Here is a 24,210-nt window from a genome sequence, read left to right as displayed (position 1 = left end):
TTAAGTTTTATACCGTTGTTATTGTGAAGAATTGGCGCATTTTTTAACTGCGATGGTGAGCCTGTGCGCGTTAAGTTATAGGGAGTGAGCGTGTGGCGTGTGATGTTCAGTTGCACGGATGTAATTGATGAAATGGATGAGTCTGAGAGGACCTTAACTTATTCAGAGTGAGGCAGCGCTGTTGTCCATTTTTTTGCACGCTATACAGAGTGTTCCGTCATTTATGAAACGCCTACAAATTGCTTTGCTGGATGATCATGCAATCGTGCGGCATGGTTTGGTCAATCGGTTGGTACAGGAACCTGATTTTGAAGTGGTGGGGGTCTACGCTCGCAGTCGTGAGTTGATGGCCGGCCTGCTGACACACCCGGCCGAGGTGTTGTTGCTCGATTTTGTGCTCGGCCCTCATGAGCTGGATGGCATCCTGCTGATCCGTGCTCTGCGGGTAAAGTACCCGGGCTGCCGAATCCTGGTGTTTTCCACTCACCATGACGCGGCCACGGTGATTCTTGCCCTGCGCGTCGGTGCCCGTGGGTTTATCGGCAAGGGTGAAGACATGAGCCAATTGATCAGCGCAGTGCGGCTGGTGGCCTCGGGCGCTGTCTACCTGAGTGCTGACATGGCCTATCGGGTGGCCGAAGCCACGGCGGTCAACTATGACGGTGAGGAGCAATCACGCGATGACGCGATGCGTTTTGTCAGCTTGTCTGCGCGGGAGCAAGAGGTGATCCGCTGTTACCTGTCGGGCATGACCATCACCGAAATTGCTGAAAAATTCAGCCGCAGTATCAAGACCATCAGTTCGCAAAAGGCCTCGGCTTTTCGCAAGTTGGGCGTGATGTCCAACAACGAGCTGTTTCGGATCAAGCACATCATCGAGAGTGTTTAACGCTAAACGCAGGCCACGCCGACGCGCGCAAAAACAGCGGTAGGCGGGCGTGCCCTTTGGCGGTTGTTGCATATACTCCTTGAAGTGCCGTAATAGCTGTCCCTGTTGTTTGACCGCGCCACCTAAGCGGGGCCAAGTGGGTTCGAATACGATGAAACCTGTACGCATTGCTCTATTGGACGACCACGCTGTTGTTCGGCATGGGCTCGCCAACACCTTGGCGGCCGAGGCCAACTTTGACGTGGTTGGCATTTATGAAAAAAGCCGCGACTTGCTCGCCGGCCTGGTCAGCGCTCCGGCTGACCTGCTGCTGCTGGATTTCTCCCTGAGCCCCGACGAGATGGATGGCGTATCGCTGATCCGCGCCTTGCGGGTCAAGTTTCCCAGTTGCCAGATCCTGGTGTTGTCCGCCCATCATGACCCGGCTACCGTGGCCCTGGCCATGCGGGTCGGTGCCCGTGGCTTTGTTGGCAAGGGCGAGGACATGACGCAAGTGGTCAAGGCCATTCGCAAGGTGGTCTCCGGCGCGGTGTACCTGAGCACCGACATGACGTATCGCCTGGCGGAAACCGTCACCAGCGAGACGCGCAAAGACCCCAGCGAAGCCTCGGATGCCCTGGTCCAGGCCGAGCTGACCAGCCGTGAGCAGGAGGTGATCCGCTGCTATCTGGCGGGCATGACCGTGAGTGAAATCGCAGAAAAATTCAATCGCAGCATCAAGACCATCAGCACCCAGAAAACCTCAGCGTTTCGCAAATTGGGGGTCACCTCGAACAATGAACTGTTCAAGCTCAATAAAATCATCGGCTCACCATGAGGCGATGGCGACCGGGTGCCCTCTTATTCATGTTGCTGATGCTGGATGCCGCGCTTGCCTGTGCGGCGCCGGTTGAGCTGACGGAGCAGGAGCGGCTGTGGATAGCGCAGCATCCGGTCCTTCGAGTGGGGGTGATGGAAAACCTGGTCCCCTTCGAGTACATGAGTAATGGCGTGCTGCAAGGGCGGCCGGTGCAGTACCTGCAATATGTGCGCGATGCCACGGGGCTTGAATTCACCTATGTGCCGGTCAAGACCCGGGCTGCACGTGAGCGCATGCTGTTGGATGGCCAGGTAGACCTGCTGTCTTCGCACTTTCGCTTTCGTGACGAGCCGCCTATCGAGGATCTTACCGCGCTGGTCTACGACACTACCGTGCCGATCATCGTGACCCGTGTCGACGACGCCGATATTTTTGACCTTGACCAGCTACAAGATAAAACGGTCGTGATCCCCGATGTGGAGTATTACGAGCAGTTGCTCAGAAAAAGGGCACCCCGAGCCACTCTGATCAAAAGCCCCCAGGCCTTGGCCATGCTGAACACCCTCCGGGACGGTGGTGCCGATGCAGTCGTGGCCTCCGAAGCCTTCTTGATGCCCTATTTGTATCGACAGTTTCAGGGCGTGCTGGAAATTTCTGGCGTGGTGGGCAGCAGCATGTTGGATGTGAACATGGCGGTGCGCACCGATAACGCCATGCTGGCCTCGATCATTGGCAAAGCCCTAGGCTCGATCAGCCCCTCACAACAGAATGCGATGTACGAGCATTGGTACCGGGACCTGGAGGTAGATGCGCCGACCCTGTGGGACATCGCCAGCCATTACTTGCATCTTTTGATCCTGGGCATGTTGGCGTTGATTGGCTTGTGTGTGCTGGTCTATCGCGGTTACCGCCAGCAGCGGCAGGCCGAGCGGAACGAGCAGGAAAAAACCATGTTCCTGGCGGTGATGGGTCACGAAATACGCTCGCCAATGAACGCCGTGCTGGCGGCCATGGAGCTGCTGTGGCACACCCGACTCAATGACCAGCAGCGCCACTTCGCGCACTTGGCCAACAGCGGCGCCAATATGCTGGTGCGCTTGCTCGATGATGTGCTGCACCGGCCGGATTCAGGGGCCAAGGCGTTACGTCTGACACTTGAGGCGACGGATGTCATCGCGCTGGTGCATGGCGTAGTGGGCTTGCATCGCCTGCGTGCGGGGGAAAAACACTTGAGTCTGAATGTGAGCGTGCAGACACCCCTGCCGTCGTTGTGGCTTGACCGTTCGCGGCTGACGCAGGTGTTTCATAACCTGTTGTCTAACGCCATCAAGTTCACCGATACCGGCGCTGTTGACATCACCCTGCGCCTGGAAGACTTGCTGGACGGTAAGCATCAGTTGCAGGTTGAAGTCCGCGACACCGGCATCGGTATGGGCGAAGCGGTGCAGGCCTCTTTGTTCCGGCCTTATGCCCAGGCGAGTCAGTCCTACAAGCGTGCGGGAGGCAGCGGCCTGGGGCTGATGATATGTCGGCAATTGGTCGATTTGATGCAAGGCTCGCTGACCCTGCGCAGCGAGCCGGGAGTGGGGACGTGTATCAACCTGTACTTGCCCGCAACCCTTGCCCCTGAGGCCGCTGAACCGACGCGAGCCCCAGCCCCAATGCCTTTGCATGTCACCGATGGTTTGCAGCTGCTGGTGGTGGAAGACACCCTGGCCAACCAGGAAGTGCTGCGGGCGCAAATCAGCGGGTTTGGTTGTGTGCCAGTGATTGCCGCCGATGCGGCCCAGGCCCGCGTGCGGTTCGCTGAGCGCGCTTACGCGTTGGTATTGATGGACTGCGACCTGCCGGATCAGGACGGCTACAGCCTGGTCTGCGAACTGCGGGCGCTCGAACAGCAATGGGGGCGAGCGCGCTGCCCGATCATTGCCATTTCCGCCTTGACCGGCGAGCAGCACCTTCAACGCTGCCTGGCGGCGGGCATGGATGGGGCGTTGAGCAAGCCCATACGTCTGGGGCAGTTGAGTGACGTGATCGAGCAGTGGTGCGGCGTCACGTTGGCGGCACCGCGTGCCAGCTTGATGGCCCCGACACTTGATCAGGCCGCTATCAACCGTGAGATGGCGGCCGACCTGGGGAGCCTGCTCAGGGCGATGGCGCTCTGTGATCGCCCTTCGGCCATCCATGTTGCCCATCGGTTACACGGCGCGGCACTGATCATCGAATGGCCGGCCCTGGCCCAGGCGGCCGCGCACATGGAGAACCTGTTGCGGGCAGAGGAGGGCTGGGGCAACCCGGTTTACGTGCACACGCTTCAGGCGTTGGTTCAGCACTGGCGTGCCGTGAGCGAGGAGACCCCGCTGGACATGCTGGCCATGGTCGCGCCGCCGCCGATGACGCAACAATGAAGGTTGTACGGTTGCGCCTGCTGCTGGGGTGGTTGCTGCTGGCAAGCGCGGGCCTGGCCGATGCGCAGGCCGACCCGCCGTCGATGACCTTGACCCAGCAAGAGCGTGACTGGATCGCCGCCAACCCCGTGCTGCGTGTCGGTGTGTTCGACAACCTGCTGCCCTTCGAGTACATCAGCGACGGCCAGTTGCGTGGGCTATCGGCCAAGTACCTGGGTTTGATTGCGGCGCGTACGGGCCTGCATTTTCAGTCGGTGGTCACCGGCAATCGTAGCGCCCGCAAGGACATGCTGATCAGCGGCGAGGTGGATATCTTGCCAACCCGGCGCCGCGACGACGATCCGGTCAAGGACCTGGGCATGCGCTATACGACGCCCTACAACACCAGTTCCACCATCCTCGTCAGCCGCTTTGGCCAACAGCCATTCGTGGACCTGGAACAACTTGCCGGCAAACGCCTGGTGATGTTGGGGCGCGAGGGGTATCAGGCGTTTTTGCAGCAGAAAGTCCCCGGCATAACGGTGATCTCCGGCCAGAACGCTGTCGACATCATGGCGATGGTCAAGGACGGTCGGGCGGATGCCGCCATCGCCTCTGAATGGTTACTGATCCCCTATCTTTCCCGGCAGTATCAGGGGGTGTTGCAAGTATCCGGGGTGGTGCCGCAATTGCACACCGGCGTGAGCATGGCGGTGCGTGACAGCGACGCGATCCTGTTGTCGATCCTGGAAAAAGTGCTGGGGTCCATCAGCAACGATGAGCGCAAAGCGATCTATGACGCCTGGTTCGATGACATGAACCTGGACATTCCGACGATCAAGGACATCGCCGAGCATTTCCAGGGTGAGTTGTGGCTGTTGCTGTCGGTGGTGCTGCTGTTGATCGCGTTCGCCTGGCAAAGCCGTCGTCAGCGCCGCCAGGCCGTGCAGAGCGAGCGGGAAAAGGCGATGTTTTTGGCGGTGGTCAGCCATGAAGTGCGTTCGCCGATGAACGCGGTGCTGGCGGCTATCGAGTTGTTGGAGCACACACCGCTGGACGAACAGCAGCGCCACTTCACTCAATTGGCCAACAGCGGCGCCAATACCTTGCTGCGGCTGGTGGATGACGTGCTGGACATTTCCAGGATGGAGGCCGGGGAACTGACCCTGACCCTGGAGCCTGTGGACCTCTGGGCCTTAGTCCAGCAGGTGGTGGAGGAGTATCGCGCCGGCGCCGAAGAAAAAGGCCTGTTGCTGACATTGAGTGGTGAACGCCCCAGCGGCCCCTTGATGCTGGAGGGCATGCGCTTGAGTCAGGTGCTGCGCAACCTGATCTCCAATGCGGTCAAGTTCACTGAGGTAGGCGGGGTGGAGGTGCAGCTCAAGGTGGTTGAATGGCCAGAGGTTCCTGTGCCGCACGTGCTGATCCGCATCATCGACAGCGGCATTGGCTTGTCACAGCAGGCGCAGGCCAGCCTGTTTCGGCCCTATGCACGGGCCAAGCACTCTTACAAACGTACCGGTGGTAGCGGGCTTGGCCTGGTGATTTGCCGTCGCCTCGTGAGGCTGATGTCGGGTGAGCTGACCCTCAACAGCACCCAAGGCGTGGGTACTGAGGTTGAAGTCAAACTGTCTGTCGAGTGGGCCAAGACCCTGGATATACCCCAGGCTGAAGCGGCGCAGGCCCAAGTGGAGGGTAACGGTGTACACGTGTTGGTGGTGCAGGCGCCTGTGACCGGCCAACAGACACTGCCTGCACACCTGCAAGCGCTAGGTTGTAGGGTGTTGCTGGCGGTTGATGGCGCCCAAGGGTTGACGCTATTCAATGTGCGACGGGTCGATATGGTATTGATCGATTGCGACTTGCCAAACAGTGAAATCGAGCCGCTGGCGGGCGCCTTTCGTGAGTTGGAGCAGGTGTTGCAGCGTGCCCATTGTCCGCTTGTAGCTGTCGCGGGCTTCAGCGATAACGAGCACCTTGAGCGTTGTTTTGATGCGGGGCTCGACGGGGTGCTGGTCAAGCCGGTTACACCGGCCAAGTTGCAGCAGATGATCGAGCTTTGGTGTGACATGCCGCAAGGTCCGCTGCCGGCAATGCCCAAGGAAGAGCCAGAGGAGGAGTCGCATATCCTGCGCACGGCCTTCAACGACTTGATCGAGGCACTGGCCTTGCGCGAGCGAAGCCAAGCGTTGCAGGCAGTTCAGCGTCTGCACGAGGCGGCGCTGGGGCTGGAGCGGGACGACCTGGTGGGCACTGTCGAAAGCCTGGGACGGCTATTGCGCGATGAGCGTGACTGGCCAGCGCAGCAGATTGCCGAGCGTCTCAGCGTGCTGCTTGGTCAAAGGCCTGCGCCAGCATAGCCTCGTTGCTGTACCCGCTCGTTCTCACAGGTGGGGCTTGCCTTAATGCCGTTCAGTTAAGCGTATATCGCCCTCTGTAGGAGCGAGCTTGCTCGCGAAAAACGTCAACGATAATGTGTGCTTCCTGAATGAGCGCGGCGCCTGTGAGTTTTTCGCGAGCAAGCTCGCTCCTACAAAATGCCTTAACTGAACGGCATTAGAGCTTGCCTGCGATAGCCATGGGTATCTATACAACTCTGTAGCGCTCAATGGTAACCACGATGCGAAGCGAGCCGCTCAGGCGGCCCCCAAATCACTGGCGGATTACGGGCACACCGCGCCTGGGCGAGGTGCCGAGTGGTGGGGCAAGAGCGTTTTGCTTGCTTTTGCGCTGTTCAAAAGGGAGCCGCCGTCAGGGCGGAACCCTAGGTGGCCGTTACCGCAGGAACGGATATGTACCCAATCCAACTGTGTTGACTGTCAGGTCGCCTTCGCGAGCAAGCCCGCTCCCACAGTTGGATCGCGGGGCGCCAGGTAAATAAGCGTCGGCTGTCAGGCCGCCACGGGTCCAGCCTAACCTCGAAGTTGTGTAGATGCTTAGGCTGCGATAACGGTGGGTCAATCAACATCTGATGATCAGAATAACGATGACCCATTATATAAGCTGGATTTAAATATACCGTTCAGGCGCGCTTTTAGGACCACTCCTATAGACGCTTTGTCTGTTGGCTTATTAAAGCCAGCCCACTATGGTGGGGGGGCTTTGTTTGTTGCTTTTAATCGCCTGTTTATAAGGTAATTTGCCCGGGTTATTTGTTTTTCAGAGCACTCCTATTTTGAAAATTAAATGCGCTGCTTACACTTCACTTCGCAACAACGCAGAAGTATTTCCCGTCCAGGGAACTTCAAAACTTAATCAAGTCTATCGTGCTCTCGGAGTTACTCATGAATTACAAAGCTCGCGCCCTCGCTGTACTGGTCGCTGCCACCGTCTCTTCTGCTGCCATGGCTTCGGACGGCAAAATTGATTTCAACGGTGAGCTGAAAGCCGAAACCTGCCAAGTGGCCGTCAATGGTGCAGCAGCTTCCGGCGCGACCACCGTCACCTTGCCAACCATCTCCACCGCTTCCTTGGCTTCCGCCGGGCAAGTAGCTGGCCAGACCGGTTTCAACATCGAACTGAGCAAGTGCTCTGCTGCGATCAAAACCGCGGCGGCGTTCTTTGAGTCGGGCGGTGGTGTTGATCCGGCCAGCGGTAATGTGAAGAACATCAGCGGTTCAGCCACCAAGGTTCAACTGCAGTTGGTGGATGCCACCAATGGCAACGCGATCAAGGCCGGCAACACGTCTCAGGTTACCTCCACCAGCCGCGTAACTGTTGACCCAACTGCCCTGACCGCTGTGCTGCCGTACGCCGTTCAGTACTACGCCCAGTCGGCTACCACGCCGGGCACCGTTGTGGGCTCCGTGACTTACTCCATCAATTATCAGTAAGTCGCAGGCTTTGGACACACGCCCTGCTCGGTATTGAAGGGCGTGCATCCAGACGGTAAAGGGATTGCTCTATGTCGTGCACACGTGCATTCAAACCACTGCTGCTGATCGGCCTGGCCACACTGATGTGTTCCCATGCATTCGCTGCAGTGGTGATTACCGGTACGCGCCTGGTCTATCCGGCGGACCAGAAAGAAATCACCGTAAAACTGAACAATAACGGCACGTTGCCCGCACTGGTCCAATCATGGATCGACACCGGCAGCGTCGAATCGACACCCACCAGCTCCAAGGCGCCGTTCCTATTGTCGCCCCCGGTGGCGCGCATTGACCCGACCAAGGGCCAAAGCTTGCGAGTGCTCTTTACCGGCGCGCCTTTGGCGCAGGACAAAGAGTCGGTGTTCTGGCTCAACGTTCTCGAAATCCCGCCCAAACCCGAGGCGGGTGCAGACCTTAATACGCTGCAAATGGCTTTCCGTTCGCGCATCAAGCTGTTCTATCGCCCGGTCGGCTTGCCTGGAAATCCCAATGAGGCGGTTGAGCAGGTGCAGTGGCAATTGGTTACGGCACGCGATGGCCAAGGCCTGGCGCTGAAGGCGTACAACCCGTCGGCGTTCCACGTCTCGCTGATCGAGTTGGACCTGGTGGCGGGTAACCAACGCTATCGCAGTGAGGACGGCATGGTCGGCCCTGGAGAAACCCGGCAGTTCGCGCTGCCCACGCTCAAGGCCAGGCCGTCGAGCCAGGCCCAGGTGGAATTCAGCGCCATCAACGATTACGGCGCGTTGGTCCCGACCCACAACACGCTGCAGCCCTGATCCATTCCTGACGTTTTTAACCGCGAGTCATCTATGTCGACCTTTTCTTGCTCCAGGCTTTTTCTGCGGGCGCGGCCTCGCTTCGCCTTGAATCCCACTGCCCTGATCCTCAAGGCATTGGCCATTGCTCCAGGCGTGTGGGGCATGCAAGGCGCACTGGCGCAAGAAGTGCAGTTTAATGACGCCTTCCTGCCCGAAGACTCGCGCAATCTTGACCTGAGTGCCTACCAGGCCGGCAACCCGGTGATGCCAGGCCAATACCGAGCCGACATCATCCTCAACGGGCAACTGAACAACCGGCAGGATATTCGCATTGACGCCCAGGCCGACGGCAGCAAGCCGGTGGTGTGTATGAACCGTGGCTTGCTTGAGCGCCAGGGTGTGCAAATGGCCAGCCTTACGCCCGAGGCCAGCACGATGCTCGACAGTCAGGCGTGCCCGGCAGTGGGGCAGGTAATCCCTGGCGCTACCGCGAACTTCTCCCCAGAGAACCAGGCGCTGGACTTGAGCATTCCCCAGGTGGCGCTCAAGCGTAATGCGCGGGGTTACGTCAGCCCGCAGTTGTGGGACCGTGGCGTGACGGCCGCCATGCTCAGCTACAACTTCAACGCCAATCGTAACCGCACCCGCAGTGGCAACTCCGATTCGGCGTTCATGGGCCTCAACGCGGGCCTGAACCTGGGGGACTGGCGCCTGCGCCACAACGCGTCCATGAGCTGGCAGTCACGTTTGGGCAGCCGGTACCAGGCTCTGGACACATACGCCCAGCGTGATATCACCGCGTTGAAAAGCCAACTGACGGTGGGTGAGTCCAACACCACCGGCGAGATCTTCGACACCTTGTCCTACCGCGGTGTGCAACTGTCCACTGACGACCGCATGCTGCCCGATTCGATGCGCGGGTATGCGCCGGTCATCCGGGGTATTGCCCGCACCAATGCGCGGGTAACCATTCGCCAGGCCGGCAATATCTTGCTGGAAACCACCGTGGCGCCCGGCGCGTTCGTGATCGATGACCTGTACTCCACCGGCTATGGTGGCGACCTCAGCGTGAGCGTGGCCGAAGCCGACGGCACTGAGCAGAACTTTATCGTGCCCTACGCCTCGGTCAGCCAGTTGCTGCGCCCCGGCACCTCGCGGTTCAGCCTCACTGCGGGTGAAACCCGCAACAACTTCGTCGACGATCAGGCGCGCCTGCTGCAAGGGACTGTGCAGTACGGCTTGAACAATACCTTCACCGGTTTTGCCGGTCTGCAATCGAGCGATGACTACACGGCGGTGCTCACCGGCCTGGCGTTCGGCACACCCATCGGTGCGATGGCCGTGGACATCACGCACGCCCAGACCGACCTGGCCGGCGGCGCTGCCAAGGGCCAGAGCATGCGGGTGTCGTACAGCAAGAATGTGCTCAGTACCGGCAGTAACTTCTCGCTGGCAGCCTATCGGTTTTCCACTCAGGACTACCTGGATTTCAGCAACGCCATCCAACTGCTGGATGCCGAGAAAAATGGCTGGGATTCGAGCATGTTCGGTCGCCCGCGCAGCCGTTTTTCGGTGACCGCCGACCAGAACCTTGGGGCTTGGGGGCAAGTCTCCATCAGCGGTTACGCGCAAAAATACTGGAATCAGCCGGGCAGTGATGTGCAGTACCAGTTCAGCTACAGCAAGCAGTTCAACCGCGTCAGCTTCAGTGTGAATGCCAACCGCAGCCGCATGGGGCTGGGCGACATGGAGAACAGCTTTTTGCTGACCATGAGCATGCCCCTGGATTTCGGCGCGTCGGGTAACACTCCGCAAATAACCGCGCAGGTGGGCCGCGATACCCAAGGCAATTACAGTGAGCAGGCCGGTATCAGCGGCACCGCCGGCCAAGACCGTCAATATGGCTATAGCGCCAATTTCGGCCATGACGGCGCCAACCACAGCAAGAGCGCCGCGCTTAACGGTCAGTACACGGGTGGGCGAGCCATGCTCAGTGCGGCACTGGGGCGTGGCGATGGCTATACCAGCGCCTCGATGGGCGCCAGCGGCACCGTGGTGGCCCATGCAGAGGGCGTGACCATGACGCCGTACCGCGGCGAAACCATGGCGGTGGTCAGTGCGCCGGGTGCCGCGGGCGCCAAGGTTTCGGGGTACCCCGGCCTGACGCTCGACAGTCGCGGCAATGCCGTGGTGCCGTACCTGCGGCCTTATGAGCTGAACGAGGTGGCCATCGACCCGATTGGCAGTTCGCTGGATGTCGAACTCAACGAGACCAGCCAACAAGTCGCCCCACGCGCTGGCGCCGTGGTGCATCTTAAATACACCACTAATCAGGGCCGTGCGGTGCTGCTCAATGTGCGCCTGGACGATGGCAGCAGCTTGCCATTTGGCGCAGGCGTGACCGACGGCGAAGGCGCCTCGGTGGGGATGGTCGGGCAGGGCGGTCTGCTCTATGCCCGGATCAAGCCAGAAACCCGCCAGTTGTTGATCAACTGGGGCAGCAAGACCCATCAACAGTGTGCCCTGATGATTCCTCCCGGCCCCGGCGAGGGCCAGCAATTGCAGCAGGTGGACGCTATTTGCGCCGCCGGCAAACAGGTCGCGGGCAGCACGCCGCCCAACAACATGCAAAAGGTACCGTTATGAACATGGGCGCTTTGATCAAACCCAGCCTAGCGCTGGCGGCACTTTGGGCGATGGCCGATACGGCCATGGCAGTGACCTGTACATATAACAACGGTATCCAGGCCGCAGTGGGCAACATGCCATTGCAGGTCTCGGCGATTACCGTTGGACGTGATGTGCCGGTGGGCGCCGAAGTCTATCGACAGCGCTTCAGCATGGCCTTGGGCCAGGCACCCGAGCTGGACTGCCGGTTTGCTCCGTTTCAACAGTGGACCGAGTTGACGGTCGAGGCGACTTCTGGCTTAGCCAATTGGTCCAGCGGCCCCTATGCCAACAAGGTCTACAGAACCCGAATTCCAGGGCTGGGGGTGGTTATCAATAGTCTCGGCGGCGTGCTGCCCAGGCAAACCAACAAATCCTGGACTGCCTGCACATCGGGCTCTCGCTGCCTGATTCCGTTTGATGGACCTTCGAACTTCGAATTGATACTGATCAAACTAGGGGAAGTAACGCCAGGTGTATTGGCGGGCAGCTCATTGCCGGTCGTGAGCCTGTTTGGCAACTTCGGCGATGCCAGGATGCAGGGTTTCAGGATGGGCATCTCCGGCAGTATCCAGATTGTCTCGCGCACCTGCAGTACGCCGGATGTTTCAGTGCCGATGGGGACGCACTTGACCAATAAGTTCACCGGGCTTAACAGCGCCACAGGGTGGACAGATTTTTCCATCAACTTGAATGATTGCCCGGCGTTCCATGGCACCTATTCCACCACCGGACCTGGCTGGCTTTCGCAAAGTGGTAATTCACCCACCGGCGTTGGCTCCGGCGGAACCCTAGCGGGTAACACCCTGCAATTTCGCATCGACTCCTCGCGCCCGGCGATCAATGCCAGTACGGGCGTGCTGAGCATTGATCCCACAGGCACAGGTAATTCGCCTGCCGCAAGCGGAGTCGGCATCCAAGTAGCGACACTAGACAGTACCCCGGTACCCCTGGGGATGAATCGGGCCAGCGGTATTAACCCACTGTCCTTCGAGTCCAGCTACAACATCCGCTTGCGTGCCCGTTATCTGCAAACCGCCAACCGAGTCACGCCAGGCCCGGCCAATGCGTCGGCGACGTTTACGATTATTTATCAGTGATGAATATGTCACTTATGTTCTGTGCGTTTGGTTTGAAGGGGCAGCCAGGCTGCCCCTCCCACCGTTACTCAAGAACCCGACTTCCGACCGCCGCCATGGCTATGCTGCCCACCTTTACGGCCGGCTTCCGAGGCTTTTTCACGGTCGTTGGCGAAGTTCCCGCCCGACGCTTGGCCGCCTTTTTTACCGGCTTCGGAGGCTTTTTCGCGATCATTGGCAAAGTTGCCCGGGTTTTTATTACCTGTAGTCATGATAGTTCTCCAGTCGCTAAGTTTGCGTTTCGTTAGTTGGCCGTTTCGCAACGGACACTTATTCCGATATTGGCTTTTTGAAAAATGTTTTACCGATTTTTCTAACCGGCGACGAACGGTAATTTCGCTGAAAAAGTTATACAGAAACTTGGTTGATGCGCCGCTTCGTATAACTTTTATTGCCGGCCAGCGCTTTGATATTAATCAGATCGAAACTGCTGGTTTAGTTAACGGTCCTGCCATTCGTCTTTTTCGTCGCACTCCAAAAAAGGGTGTGGTTCCAACGAGGTTCCTAACCTGTGAACGGGAGCTTTTCAGCCATGAAACACAACCCATCCAACCCACAGTACCGGCCGCTCGAGCATCCAGACGCACCCAATGAAGACGGTTGCGTCATCGGCACTGCCGGGCGCGACGAAGACCCCAACGCGACCACCGATTGGGACCATCCCGACAGCGCCGCAACGCCCGCTGACGCCAGCATCAAGCCCGCCAACGGTACGCCCGGCATCGACGCCGTGCCCGAGTCGGAAAACCACGGCGCCGATTGAGAGAACTGCGCTACAAGTGCCGTTTCGCTTGGCCTGCAGCGCATTACCGCTGGTCGTGAGGCGTCGGTTTATTTTGAAATTTTCCACGCGCAGGCCACTTCCCATGCAAGGTAGGCGCGCATTCCAGCAGGGCGCCTTTTTCCGTAAGCCTGAGGAGATTTGTTCATGTTTCTACATAACAAGCGACTTCAATACACCGTCCGCGTCGCCGAGCCCAATCCGGGCCTGGCCAACCTTTTGCTCGAGCAGTTTGGCGGCGCCCAAGGTGAGTTGGCCGCCGCGTCCCGTTACTTCACCCAAGCCTTGGCGGAAGACGATCCGGGGCGCAAAGATTTGCTGATGGACATCGCCACCGAAGAACTCAGCCATCTGGAGATCGTCGGCTCCATCATCGTCATGCTCAACAAGGGCGCCAAGGGGCGAATGGCCGAAGGCGTGGAAGAGGAGGGCGAGTTGTATCGTGCTCTCAATGGCGCCGGCAATGACTCGCATATCACCAGCCTGCTGTACGGGGCGGGTTCGCCTTTGACCAACTCTGCCGGCGTGCCGTGGACCGCCGCCTACATCGACACTATTGGTGAACCCACCGCAGACATGCGCTCGAATATCGCCGCCGAAGCCCGGGCCAAAATTGTCTATGAGCGGTTGATGAACGTCACCGATGACCCGGGTGTAAAAGATGCGCTGGGTTTTTTGATGACGCGGGAAATCGCTCACCAGATATCCTTCGAAAAAGCGCTGCATGCGATCCAGCCGAATTTTCCCCAGGGCAAGTTGCCGGGCAAACCGGAGTTCACCCAGGTGTACTTCAACATGTCCCAAGGCGCGGAGAACCTGCGCGGGCCCTGGAACCAGGGTGACGGTTGGGAGTTTGTGGAAAACCCACAACCGGCGGTCGATGGCGGTGACGGCACCGCCAGCGTGCAGTTGGACGCCGACGATGAAGCGGTGCTGAGCGCGATGAAAATCCGCACGCTCTCGGACCCCACCAGCGACCCCACCACCGGCGCTGACCTGGGGGCGGGCCTCAAGCCCAAGCCCGACCTTTGATTGAGAATAGCCGCACGCTGAAGGGCGTGCGGTGCTTTCGACTTTCTTGACGAGGACAACGACATGGCAACCCCACAGGAAAACCTGCTCGACTGGCTACGTGATGCCCATGCGATGGAGCAACAGGCCGAGAAAATGCTCAAGGCACAGTCCGAGCGCCTGGAGAATTACCCCCAACTCAAGGCGCGAATCGACGAGCACATTGAGGAAACCCTTGGGCAGCAGCAACTGATTGACGAATGCCTGACGCGTTTGGGAGGCAGTGCCTCGACCCTTAAAGACGTGGGCGGCAAGCTGATGGCTTTCGGTCAGGCGGTCGGTGGCTCGCTGATGAGTGACGAGGTGATCAAGGGCGCGATGGCCGGCTACGTGTTTGAAAATATGGAAGTGGCCAGCTACACGGTGCTCATCGCGGCCGCGAAGGCAGCGGGCGACGCCGAGACACAAGCGGCGTGCGAAAAGATTCTACCCCAGGAAGTCGCCATGGCTCAGTGGTTGCTCGAGCACTTGCCAGAGCTTACGCAAGCGTTTTTGCAACGCTCTGAGGCGCCTGACACACAAGCCAAGCGTTAATGACACGTGCGGTGCCCTTGGGGGGCGCCGCGTCCGCTCGGCACAAGATGGCACTGCGCAGCGTTTTCACGGTCCATGGAACACGTACCACGTATCTGGAGGTGAACCTTGGCGACAAAGAAGAAGCCTGTGGTCGACGGTATGGAATTGGCAATGCTGTCTGCCAGCCGCAAAGACCTGTTCTTTGCGGCCATGCAAGCCAGCCACAGTGCAATGATCGTGACCGACCCCGCGGGGCCTGATAATCCGATCATCTTTGCCAACCAGGCGTTCCTGACCCTGACAGGCTTTGAACTGGACGAAGTGATCGGACGTAATTGCAGGTTCTTGCAGGGGCCTCAAACCGACAAAAACGCGCTGCACCAGGTGCAGCGCGCGGTTGAGCAGCACCATGAGGCCTGTGTCGAGGTGCTCAACTACCGCAAGGATGGCTCGACCTTCTGGAACGAGCTGTTCATTTCGCCGTTGTTCAACGAACGTGGGCAACTGGTGTATTTTTTCGCATCGCAGCTGGACGTGAGCCGGCGTCACGATGCCGAACAGCGCGTGCGTCGCGCACAAGACCTGGAAGCGCTGGGGCAACTGACCGGTGGCATTGCCCATGACTTCAATAACCTGCTGCAAGTGATGATGGGTTATCTCGACTTGATCCAGCAGAGCGCCAAGCGCCCCGGTAGCGATCCGCAGCGCATCGTCAACAGTGCCAGCCGTGCCAGAGCAGCGGCGGAAAAAGCTCAGACCCTGACCCAGCAGTTGCTGGCGTTTTCGCGCAAGCAACGGCTCGACAGTCGGGTGATCAACTTGAACAGCTTGCTCAGCCGCCCCGAATTCATGGCACGTGCGCTGCAGGGCGTCGAGTTGCATGTAGAACTTGCCGAAGATCTGTGGAACTGCCGCATCGACCCTGTCCAGGCGGAGCTGGCAGTGCAGCACCTGTTATCCAATGCCCAGGATGCTTTGCGCGGGCGTGCTGACCCAGCGGTAACCGTCCAGACCTGCAACGTCCAGGTACCGGGCGATGTCGGTGCCGAGCGGGATGGGTTGACCGAGGGCTGTTACGTGAGTATTTCGGTCTCGGATAACGGCAACGGCATCGACGCAGGTATTCAGGACAAAGTCATGCAGCCGTTCTTCACCACCAAGGAAGAAGGCCAGGGCTCGGGCCTGGGGTTGTCGATGGTGTACGGCTTTGTCAAGCAATCAGGCGGCACGGCGCGGATTCATTCAGACCCGGGCATCGGTACGACGATTCGCTTGTACTTTCCTGCAGATGACAGCCAGCTGTGGGTCGAGAAGACCCCCACAGCCATCTCACCGCAAGGTAACGAACGCATCCTGATCGTGGAGGACCGGCCCGAGGTGGCCGAGTTGGCGCAGGTCATTCTGTCTGACTACGGTTACCACACGGACATCGCCCTCAATGCCGCCGAGGCGTTGGGCATGCTCAAGCAGGCGACGTATGACCTGGTGTTCAGTGACTTGATCATGCCCGGCGCGATGAATGGCGCGGCGTTGGCGCGGGAGGTGTCGCGCTTGTATCCGCACATCAGGATCTTGCTGACTACCGGCTATGCGAAAGACGCATTGGCCCGCGCGGAGATAGAGGTGCATGAGTTCGAGTTGATTCCCAAGCCGTATCAGCCTGCTGATTTGCCGCGCAAAATCCGGGCGGTGCTCGATGCCTGATCGAGCAGGCCACTGTGCCCCAAATGTGGGAGCGGGCTTGCCCCAATGCCAGTCAGTTAAGCGCAATCCCCTGTGGGAGCTGGCTTGCCTGCGATAGCGGCGGGTCAGTCAACATCAATGTTGGGTGGGCCGACGTCTTCGCGGGCAAGCCAGCTCCCACAGTTGATCTTCGTTGCTTTGAGCATTGCATCCCTCGAGGGCGCCGCCCACAAAGCTACCTCAGCACCGCCAGCGCCAGGTCAAGCGCCAGCACCAACACAATCGAAAACCCGAATATCCTGCGTGCCCAGCCGGTCGGGTCAGCGAGGCGTGTACCGCTGGCCGCGAGGGTTAGCCAATAACTCCCCAGCCCGAGCATCACCACAAAATACAACGCCGCCATCTGCGCCACCGCGCCTAGCATCAGGGCGCTGGCGAGGAAGGCCAGCATGTACGCCTGGATCTGCCGATGGGCTTGGGCCAGGCTCAACAGCGGCAGGCCTGCGGCGCGGAAATCCTCGCGGCGCATCACGGTGATGGCGTGTGAATGCGGCATCTGCCAACAACAGAACACCGCGATCAGTAGCATGGCCGTGAGGTCAAACCGCCCGGTGACCGCGCAATAGCCGATCACCGGCGGCATCGCCCCAGAGAGGCTGCCAATCAAGGTGGCCCAGTGGGAGCGTCGCTTGAGCCAGTAGGTGTAGACCCCCGCATAGATCACCAGCCCGACCATTGCCAGCCCACACGCCAGCGCATTGCTGCCGGCCCACAGCAAGCCAAAACCGCAGGTGCCCAGGACGATCCCATAGCCTGCGGCAGTGGACACGCTGATGGTGCGCAGTGCCAATGGCCGATGACAGGTGCGCACCATGCGCCGGTCGATGTCGCGGTCAATGCAGTTGTTGACGACACAGCCGCAACCGATCACCAGGGCCGTGCCGAGCAGTGTGGCAAGCCCGTGCGTCACCGAGGCCACATGCCCGCTGGCGGCGAGCAGGTAACCGCCCAGCACCGACGCCAGGTTACCGATAATAATGCCCGGCTTGGTCAGCTCGATAGCGGTATTGAACAGCCCCCGCCAGTGTTTCAGTGCGCCAGCATATTGTGATGAATACTGTCCATGATCCATAGCGAAAGCCCCACCAACAGAAGAATGATGATCGCCGAGAAAATCAGCGCAATCAGGTTCCAGCGTTGTTCTTCGGCCGTGTCCAGGTGCAGGAAGAACTTGAGGTGGACCACGATTTGTATCGCGCCCAACGCCACTACCAACCAGGCGGTGACGGTGCGCGGCAGTGACGGGAACATCACCAGGGCGAACGGAATCAGGGTGAGCAGTACTGACACCAGGAACCCGACCAGATAGGAGCGACTGCTGCCATGGCTGGTACCGGCACTGCTGTGAAGCGAGCTTTGCTTGTACATGTCACACCACCCCCAACAGATAGACCACGGTAAAGACGCAGATCCACACCACGTCCAAAAAGTGCCAGAACAGGCTCAGGCAACTGAGCCGGGTGGCGTTGGTGCTGGTCAGGCCGCGTTGCTTGACCTGGACCATCAGCACCGCCATCCAGATCAGGCCGGTGAACACGTGCGCGCCGTGGGTGCCGACGAGGGTGAAGAAGGCCGTCAGGAAGCCGCTGCGGTCCGGCCCGTAGCCTTCTTCGATCAGGTGGTGGAATTCGTTGATCTCCATGGCGATAAAGCCCGCGCCCAACACGAACGTGAGCCCCAGCCAGCGCAGCACATCGCGTTGCTTGCCGTGGTTCATGGCGAGCATGGCGTAGCCGTAGGTGATACTGCTCAACAGCAGCAGCATGGTTTCGGCCAGCACATAGGGCAGTTCGAAAATATCCATGCTCGACGGCCCGCCCGCCACGCTGTCGCGCAATACGGCGTAGCCGGCGAACAAGGTCGCGAACAGGATGCAGTCGGTCATCAGGTAGATCCAGAACCCGAACAGGCTCAGGGAACCGGCGTCTTCATGCCCTTGTTCGTGGGTATGGGCAATGTCTTTTTCCATAACGATATTGGACATGGGTCAAGCCTCCGCCAGGTCTTTGAGACGGGCCGTTTCGATGCGCGCGACTTCCTGGGCGGGCACGAAGTAATCGGTGTCTTCGTCGTAGCTGCGCACCACGAACGCGACCACCGAGGCCACCAGGCCGAACGCCGCCAACCACCAGATGTGCCACACCAACGCAAAGCTGCAGACCAGCGCAAACAGGCTGATGACCAAGCCCGACGCGGTATTGCGCGGCATATGGATGCTGCGATAGTCGGTGTGGCTCAGGGTGCTGACGCCGCGCTCCTTCATGCCCCAGTACGCGTCCAGGTCATTGACCTTGGGCTGCTCGGCGAAGTTGTACAGCGGCGGGGGAGACGCGGTGGCCCATTCCAGGGTGCGCCCGTCCCACGGATCGCCGGTGCGGTCGCGGTATTGATGACGGTTGCGGATGCTGACAAACAATTGCAAGGCTTGCGCCGCCACGCCGCAGAGGATGATTGCCACCCCCACCAGCTCCAGCAGCAGCCAGGGCCGCCACTCGGGGTTGTCGAAATGATTGAGACGGCGCGTCATGCCCATGAAACCCAGCACGTAGGAGGGCATGAACGCGAAATAAAAGCCCACCAGCCAGCACCAGAAGGCGATGCGGCCCAGCTTGTCGTTCAAGCGGAAACCGAACGCCTTGGGGAACCAATACGTCAGGCCGGCCATATAGCCGAACACCGCGCCACCGATGATCACGTTGTGAAAGTGCGCGATCAGGAACAGGCTGTTGTGCAGCAGGAAATCGGCCCCGGGCACCGCCAGCAGCACCCCGGTCATGCCGCCGATGCTGAAGGTCACGATAAAGCCCAGGGTCCACAGCATGGGCGTTTCGAAGCGCACGCGGCCGCGGTACATGGTGAACAACCAGGTGAAGATTTTCACCCCGGTCGGCACCGCGATGATCATCGTCATGATGCCGAAGAACGCGTTGACGTTGCCCCCCGCGCCCATGGTGAAAAAGTGATGCAGCCACACGATGAACGACAACACGGTGATCGCGATGGTCGCCCATACCAGCGACACGTAGCCGAACAGCCGCTTGCTGCTGAAGGTGGCGGCAATCTCGGAAAACACCCCGAACGCGGGCAGGATCAGGATGTACACCTCCGGATGCCCCCAGGCCCAGATGAGGTTCACGTACATCATCGGGTTGCCGCCGGCCTCGTTGGTGAAAAAATGCATGCCCAGATAGCGGTCCAGGGTCAGCATCAGCAGGGTGGCGGTGAGGATCGGGAATGCCGCCAGAATCAGCACCGACGTGCACAGCGCATTCCAGGTGAACACCGGCATCTTGAACAGCGTCATGCCTTCGGTGCGCATCTTCAGGATGGTGACGAAGAAATTCACCCCCGTGAGCAGCGTGCCGATACCGGATATCTGCAATGACCAGATGTAGTAATCCACGCCGACGCCGGGGCTGTAGCCCAGCTCGGATAACGGCGGATACGCGACCCAGCCGGTGCGCGCGAACTCACCAACCCCCAGCGAAATATTCACCAGCGCCGCACCCACCACGAACAGCCAGAAACTCAGGGCGTTGAGAAACGGATAAGCCACATCGCGAGCGCCGATCTGCAACGGCACGACGATATTCATCAAGCCGACCACGAAGGGCATGGCCATGAAGAAGATCATGATCACACCGTGGGCGGTGAAGATCTGGTCGTAATGTTCCGGCGGCAGGTAACCCGGCCCGCCGCTGGCGGCCATGGCTTGCTGGGTGCGCATCATGATCGCATCAGAAAACCCGCGCAGCAGCATCACCAGGGCGACGATGATGTACATGCAACCGATCTTCTTGTGGTCCACCGAGGTGAACCACTCGCGCCACAAATAACCCCACTTGCGTTTCCAGGTGATCGAGCCCACCAGCGCCACCCCGATCAGGCCGACGACGGCCAGGGTGTACATCACAATGGGTTCAGTGGTTGGGATCGCGTCCCACGACAGTTTTCCGAACATGGTTACCGCTCCTCAGCCAGCAGACTTGGGTGTTGATCGGTGCGTTGTGCAGCGTCGCTCAATGGCGAGCGCCGGGGTTTATTGGCCTTGTTCATGCCCTCGTATTTATCGACGATGTCCAGGAACAAGCGCTCCTGTACCGCCGAGTAATAGGTCACTGGGTGCTTGAGGGTCGGCTTGGCCAATTGCGCGTAAGTGCTGTGATCCAGAGAGGTGGCCGCGCCCTTGACCTTTGTCACCCAGGTTTGAAAGTCGGCAGTGCTCAGGGACAGCGTGGTGAAATGCATGTCGGAAAAACCGGGGCCGTTGTAGTTGGCGGCAATCCCTCTGAACTCACCGGTTTCGTTGGCGATCAGGTGCAACTTGGTCTGCATGCCGGCCATGGCGTAGATCTGCCCGCCGAGTGCGGGAATAAAGAACGAGGTCATGGCCGCGTCGGAGGTGACGGTGAAACTCACCGGCGTGTGCACCGGCAGGGCCAGTTCGTTGACGCTGGCGATGCCCAGGTCAGGGTAGATAAACAGCCATTTCCAGTCGGTGGCCACCACCTGCACATTGATCGGCGGGGTGTCTGACTCCAGCGGGCGATAGGGGTCGAGTGCGTGGGTGGTCTCCCAGGTCACCCACCCCAGGACGATGATGATCAGCAGGGGAACGCCCCATACCACCGCTTCGATTTTGTGTGAACTGGCCCAGCGGGGGGAGTAACGCGCTTTTTTATTGGTGGCGCGGTAGCGGTAGGCGAAGACAAACATCATCACAATCACCGGAACGACCACCAGCAGCATCAGGCCCGTAGCGAGAATAATCAGGTCGCGCTCATCGGTTGCTACTTGCCCCTTGGGGTTGAATACCACCAGGTTGCAACTGGTGAGTAAGAAGAGGCTGGTGATAGTGACCAGGCAATAACCCATCGCTCGTTTCATGCCTTGCTCCTGTATTGGAAACTTGCGTTTTGCTGTGCCGAATCTGTGCTCGCGCGTTAACTAAGCGAAGCGCTTGTTAACATCAGGAACCATCAGGTGATAAACATTCGGCAATAAGCTGCCGTCAGTAGATAAAATGCGTCTACTGTCCGGTTCTATTGGCTTTTTCTGCCGCTCTGCAGGGCGCATTTCGCCGCGCTCCCGAACATTTTGAATAGAGCCCGATGGGTTGGTTTAACAATTTGTTTCCTCGCCTGACGAACGGTTTAACAGGCGAAACGGTAAAGGGTTTTTATCGGTGCATGATGGAGGTGGCCTTGCAGAAAGTCTGAATTCTGATTAGGGATTTCAGTCGTTAGTTGATGGCCAACCCCACTAACGGTTTTGGAGAAGCGCTATGTTTATACGTGGCAACACCTATAAAGCCTGGGTCTCAAAAGCACTGGAAGAAAAATGCTTCACCCGGGAAGTCGAAAACGGCTGCCATATCGAAGTCAGGGCCCGAGAGCGGGACGATGCTGATATTGAAGTGCTGCTCTGTGTTTATACCGCGACGGGACAATGTGTGGTTGAACGCATCAAGCAGTTGCCGGGTGCCGAATGGACGGTGAATGACGCGCTCAAACGCGGTATTGATCAGGCGGAACGGATTGCCGGAGGTGAGTCCGGCCGACTGCCCTGTGCTGACGCTCACGTGCACGACGACGATTGAGTGGCTCCGCGATCTTGAATGTGGGAGCTGGCTTGCCTGCGATGACGGCCTGACAGCCGACGAGGATTTTGGTCCGACAGGCAAGCTTGGACCTCGGTTCGTCAGTTAGACAAGCGTCGGCTGCCAGGCCGTCACGGGAGCAAGCTCCCTCGCCACAGGGTGTAGCGTCGCGGCAAAATAAAAAAGCCCGCACAGAGTGCGGGCAAGACAGGAGTTTTTACCAAGAGCCTGGAGTGAACAGACTCAGTATTAAGAAACAAAAGAAGCATGAGCAGTTTTATTTTTTTAATGCGAGGCCGACGAACGGTAGTGCAACAGCAAGTGCGTGATCGTCGTCATTAAAACATTAAAATTTCTGAACCTTCGTTCTGAGCAAATAACAAAAAATCAGAAGGAGAGGTTATGAAAAATTCTTTATATGTCATCGAGTACGAATACCACTACGAGCCTAAGTCTTTCATTATAAGAGCGGAGGTGATGAATAACGCAGAGGCGTGGCATTGGGCCTGTTGCGATGCAGGCATTGGTATTATTCCCAGGTCGCGTAATGAAAAGATCAAACGCATCAGTAAACCGCTGGCCGAGCGCTACGGTCTTGAGAATGTAAGATGGCGCCCGTCTGGGAGTATCCCGTTTATTGCAAAGCCTTATGTGCCGCCGCCACCCGGATGAATGTATTTTTAATGGACGGTGTCCATGCGGGTGGCGGTAGGGGCGAGGCGCGTGTTTACTGTTTTTTGCGTCGCTCCTGCAACATGCACAACTTTTGCACGCTGCGTTGAAGTGCCTCTTTCATCAGGTCGGCTGCATAGTGTTGCTTGCAGGCCGGGCAGAGCATGTCAGAGGCCGACGACACCAGAAAGTCGGGGTCATCCAGCGTCGATTCGTAGGGTTGTTTGCATTGCAGGCAACTTCGGTTCGCTTGTAGATGGATCACATCGATTCCTCCCTGAATGAACGGCCACTCTCGATTAAGAAATGGGCGTTTTCAACTGCTAAAAAGGAAGAATTCAAACAAGCGATTAGTTGATGTTTTAATGCCAGTATCGAGAGGCGGCGGGGCGGGGATGACGCTTGGACGGCTGCCGATGTTTTAGTACCCTGGCGGGTTTATCGACAGGCGCGTCCTCACTCTCGGCTCTGTGGGTTCAGCTGTTGGGTTTTCTGCTGCGGGTTTTTTGCCCGGCGGAGGTCGCCTGGCGCTTTGATCGGTGCGGGTTGGGCGGGGTGACGCTACTTGCTATCGAGCCTGCCAGGCCGTCAGTCGGCGGGGTTGTCAGCTCCTCCCTGGCTTGTAACCAGTGCACGAAATCCTGACCGTCAGGCTTCCCTTGCTGTTCCCAAATGCGGTACGCGGTGAGTCGGATCGTTTCTTCGTCCATTGTGAGGCTCCCCTATTGAATAAAAGGTGCTAGGAGTGAATGAAGCTGCTCACGAAGTCCGCCTTGACCACGGGAAGTTCGATCCCATGGATCAAGCCGGCGGTCAGCGCTTGTTGCGGGTCGAGAATGCGTGGCGCGGCGATCAGGTACTTTTCGGTCTCCAGTTTTTCGACAGCATCGGCGGTGCGCTCGGCCACGATGCGTGCGTATAACTGCAAGTCGTAATCGAGGCTCATCGCATATTCGGACATGCGCGAGTGGTCAACCGCGCCTTGCACATGCCAGTGGAAGGGGTGGAACAGGAATTTGCTGTGCTTGCAGGCGGTTCTGCGCTCACCGGCCAGGAAGATGATATTGCCCATGGATTCCACGGTGCCGAGGTTATGGGTATGCACCGGAATCGGCAGGGACAATAAAAAGTTGTACATCGTAAAGCCGTAGCTGCATTCACCACCCATAGTAGCGATATTCAGTACCAGGCCCTGGGCATCTTGTTGTACGGCCATCGAGGCTTTTTCAATCAGTTGGCTGCACGTAGAAGCGGTGACCGGTGCGGTGAAGTTGATAATGTGTAAAGGCATGGTGTCCCTCATCAATGAAAGCA

The 24,210-nt window shown here is 58.8% G+C and carries 23 protein-coding genes; 14 read left to right on the top strand and 9 right to left on the bottom strand.

Features of this window, described 5'->3' with window-relative positions; translation table 11 throughout:
• Positions 1–223: 223 nt before the first annotated feature.
• From JFT58_RS05650 to JFT58_RS05615, 8 genes are all read left to right on the top strand, one after another.
• Positions 224–889 carry a response regulator transcription factor gene (locus JFT58_RS05650; RefSeq protein WP_032892352.1) on the top strand — a complete coding sequence of 222 codons (666 nt, stop codon included), beginning with the start codon at positions 224–226 and terminating at the stop codon, positions 887–889.
• A 151-nt stretch (positions 890–1,040) separates the two neighbouring features.
• The gene (locus JFT58_RS05645) at positions 1,041–1,706 is read left to right on the top strand and encodes a response regulator transcription factor (RefSeq protein WP_003190442.1); all 666 of its coding nucleotides are present in this window, start codon (positions 1,041–1,043) and stop codon (positions 1,704–1,706) included.
• A gap of 29 nt (positions 1,707–1,735) precedes the next feature.
• Positions 1,736–4,096, top strand: a complete 2,361-nt coding sequence (locus JFT58_RS05640) for an ATP-binding protein (RefSeq protein ID WP_054895708.1) — start codon at positions 1,736–1,738, stop codon at positions 4,094–4,096.
• Positions 4,093–6,435 (top strand): ATP-binding protein, encoded by a 2,343-nt coding sequence (locus JFT58_RS05635; RefSeq protein ID WP_054895707.1) that lies wholly within the window; start codon positions 4,093–4,095, stop codon positions 6,433–6,435. Before JFT58_RS05640 ends, JFT58_RS05635 begins: the two co-directional genes overlap by 4 nt.
• Positions 6,436–7,359: 924 nt before the next feature.
• Positions 7,360–7,908, top strand: a complete 549-nt coding sequence (locus JFT58_RS05630; protein ID WP_003190448.1) for a fimbrial protein — start codon at positions 7,360–7,362, stop codon at positions 7,906–7,908.
• Positions 7,909–7,979: 71 nt separating this feature from the next.
• Positions 7,980–8,726, top strand: a complete 747-nt coding sequence (locus JFT58_RS05625) for a fimbrial biogenesis chaperone (RefSeq protein ID WP_054895706.1) — start codon at positions 7,980–7,982, stop codon at positions 8,724–8,726.
• Between the two features lie 33 nt (positions 8,727–8,759).
• The gene (locus tag JFT58_RS05620; protein ID WP_233095382.1) at positions 8,760–11,354 is read left to right on the top strand and encodes a fimbria/pilus outer membrane usher protein; all 2,595 of its coding nucleotides are present in this window, start codon (positions 8,760–8,762) and stop codon (positions 11,352–11,354) included.
• Between the two features lie 2 nt (positions 11,355–11,356).
• Positions 11,357–12,475: a fimbrial protein gene (locus JFT58_RS05615; protein WP_229999502.1), complete on the top strand. Its 1,119-nt coding sequence runs from the start codon at positions 11,357–11,359 to the stop codon at positions 12,473–12,475.
• A gap of 68 nt (positions 12,476–12,543) precedes the next feature.
• Here the strand turns inward: JFT58_RS05615 and JFT58_RS05610 are convergent, their stop codons facing one another.
• Complete coding sequence (locus JFT58_RS05610; protein ID WP_003190457.1) at positions 12,544–12,726, bottom strand: general stress protein; 183 nt, start codon at positions 12,724–12,726, stop codon at positions 12,544–12,546.
• 320 nt (positions 12,727–13,046) lie between these two features.
• Between JFT58_RS05610 and JFT58_RS05605 the strand changes: the two genes are divergently transcribed.
• From JFT58_RS05605 to JFT58_RS05590, 4 genes are all read left to right on the top strand, one after another.
• Positions 13,047–13,277, top strand: coding sequence for a hypothetical protein (locus JFT58_RS05605; protein WP_054895704.1), 231 nt, complete (start codon positions 13,047–13,049; stop codon positions 13,275–13,277).
• 165 nt (positions 13,278–13,442) lie between these two features.
• A complete protein-coding gene (locus JFT58_RS05600; protein ID WP_014718025.1) occupies positions 13,443–14,327 on the top strand; it encodes a manganese catalase family protein in 885 nt (294 codons plus the stop codon).
• A 63-nt stretch (positions 14,328–14,390) separates the two neighbouring features.
• Positions 14,391–14,900, top strand: coding sequence for a ferritin-like domain-containing protein (locus tag JFT58_RS05595; RefSeq protein WP_019821478.1), 510 nt, complete (start codon positions 14,391–14,393; stop codon positions 14,898–14,900).
• A 108-nt stretch (positions 14,901–15,008) separates the two neighbouring features.
• A complete protein-coding gene (locus tag JFT58_RS05590) occupies positions 15,009–16,586 on the top strand; it encodes a histidine kinase famiy protein (RefSeq protein WP_169918794.1) in 1,578 nt (525 codons plus the stop codon).
• A 214-nt stretch (positions 16,587–16,800) separates the two neighbouring features.
• On the opposite strand, the gene cyoE is transcribed toward JFT58_RS05590, so the two are convergent.
• From cyoE to cyoA, 5 genes are read right to left on the bottom strand one after another with little or no spacing between them, the layout of a single operon-like run.
• Complete coding sequence (cyoE, locus tag JFT58_RS05585; protein WP_054895702.1) at positions 16,801–17,697, bottom strand: heme o synthase; 897 nt, start codon at positions 17,695–17,697, stop codon at positions 16,801–16,803.
• Positions 17,655–17,993, bottom strand: coding sequence for a cytochrome o ubiquinol oxidase subunit IV (gene cyoD / locus JFT58_RS05580; RefSeq protein WP_054895701.1), 339 nt, complete (start codon positions 17,991–17,993; stop codon positions 17,655–17,657). Before cyoD ends, cyoE begins: the two co-directional genes overlap by 43 nt.
• 1 nt (position 17,994) lies before the next feature.
• Positions 17,995–18,609, bottom strand: a complete 615-nt coding sequence (locus JFT58_RS05575) for a cytochrome o ubiquinol oxidase subunit III (RefSeq protein WP_054895700.1) — start codon at positions 18,607–18,609, stop codon at positions 17,995–17,997.
• Between the two features lie 3 nt (positions 18,610–18,612).
• On the bottom strand, positions 18,613–20,586 hold the full coding sequence (gene cyoB / locus JFT58_RS05570; RefSeq protein WP_054895699.1) for a cytochrome o ubiquinol oxidase subunit I: 1,974 nt from the start codon (positions 20,584–20,586) through the stop codon (positions 18,613–18,615).
• 2 nt (positions 20,587–20,588) lie between these two features.
• On the bottom strand, positions 20,589–21,512 hold the full coding sequence (cyoA, locus tag JFT58_RS05565) for a ubiquinol oxidase subunit II (protein ID WP_014718031.1): 924 nt from the start codon (positions 21,510–21,512) through the stop codon (positions 20,589–20,591).
• Positions 21,513–21,909: 397 nt separating this feature from the next.
• Here cyoA and JFT58_RS05560 point away from each other — a divergent pair, with 397 nt between their 5' ends.
• Both JFT58_RS05560 and JFT58_RS05555 read left to right on the top strand, forming a co-directional pair.
• The gene (locus JFT58_RS05560; protein WP_034127106.1) at positions 21,910–22,224 is read left to right on the top strand and encodes a hypothetical protein; all 315 of its coding nucleotides are present in this window, start codon (positions 21,910–21,912) and stop codon (positions 22,222–22,224) included.
• Between the two features lie 402 nt (positions 22,225–22,626).
• Positions 22,627–22,896 (top strand): DUF6555 family protein, encoded by a 270-nt coding sequence (locus JFT58_RS05555; protein ID WP_198834314.1) that lies wholly within the window; start codon positions 22,627–22,629, stop codon positions 22,894–22,896.
• 55 nt (positions 22,897–22,951) lie between these two features.
• Here the strand turns inward: JFT58_RS05555 and JFT58_RS05550 are convergent, their stop codons facing one another.
• The 3 genes from JFT58_RS05550 to JFT58_RS05540 form a co-directional block, all read right to left on the bottom strand.
• Entirely contained in the window at positions 22,952–23,161 is a 210-nt protein-coding gene (locus JFT58_RS05550; protein WP_019821488.1) for a hypothetical protein, read from the bottom strand.
• Between the two features lie 211 nt (positions 23,162–23,372).
• Positions 23,373–23,606: a DUF2934 domain-containing protein gene (locus JFT58_RS05545; protein ID WP_054895697.1), complete on the bottom strand. Its 234-nt coding sequence runs from the start codon at positions 23,604–23,606 to the stop codon at positions 23,373–23,375.
• Positions 23,607–23,635: 29 nt separating this feature from the next.
• Positions 23,636–24,187 carry an ATP-dependent Clp protease proteolytic subunit gene (locus JFT58_RS05540; RefSeq protein WP_054895696.1) on the bottom strand — a complete coding sequence of 184 codons (552 nt, stop codon included), beginning with the start codon at positions 24,185–24,187 and terminating at the stop codon, positions 23,636–23,638.
• Positions 24,188–24,210 lie beyond the last annotated feature (23 nt).

Origin of the sequence: Pseudomonas sp. MF6767 (assembly GCF_016405475.1) — a bacterium.
GTDB lineage: Bacteria > Pseudomonadota > Gammaproteobacteria > Pseudomonadales > Pseudomonadaceae > Aquipseudomonas > Aquipseudomonas paracarnis.
Note: the sequence above shows the minus strand (reverse complement) of the source record. Positions and strands in the feature narration are given on the sequence as shown.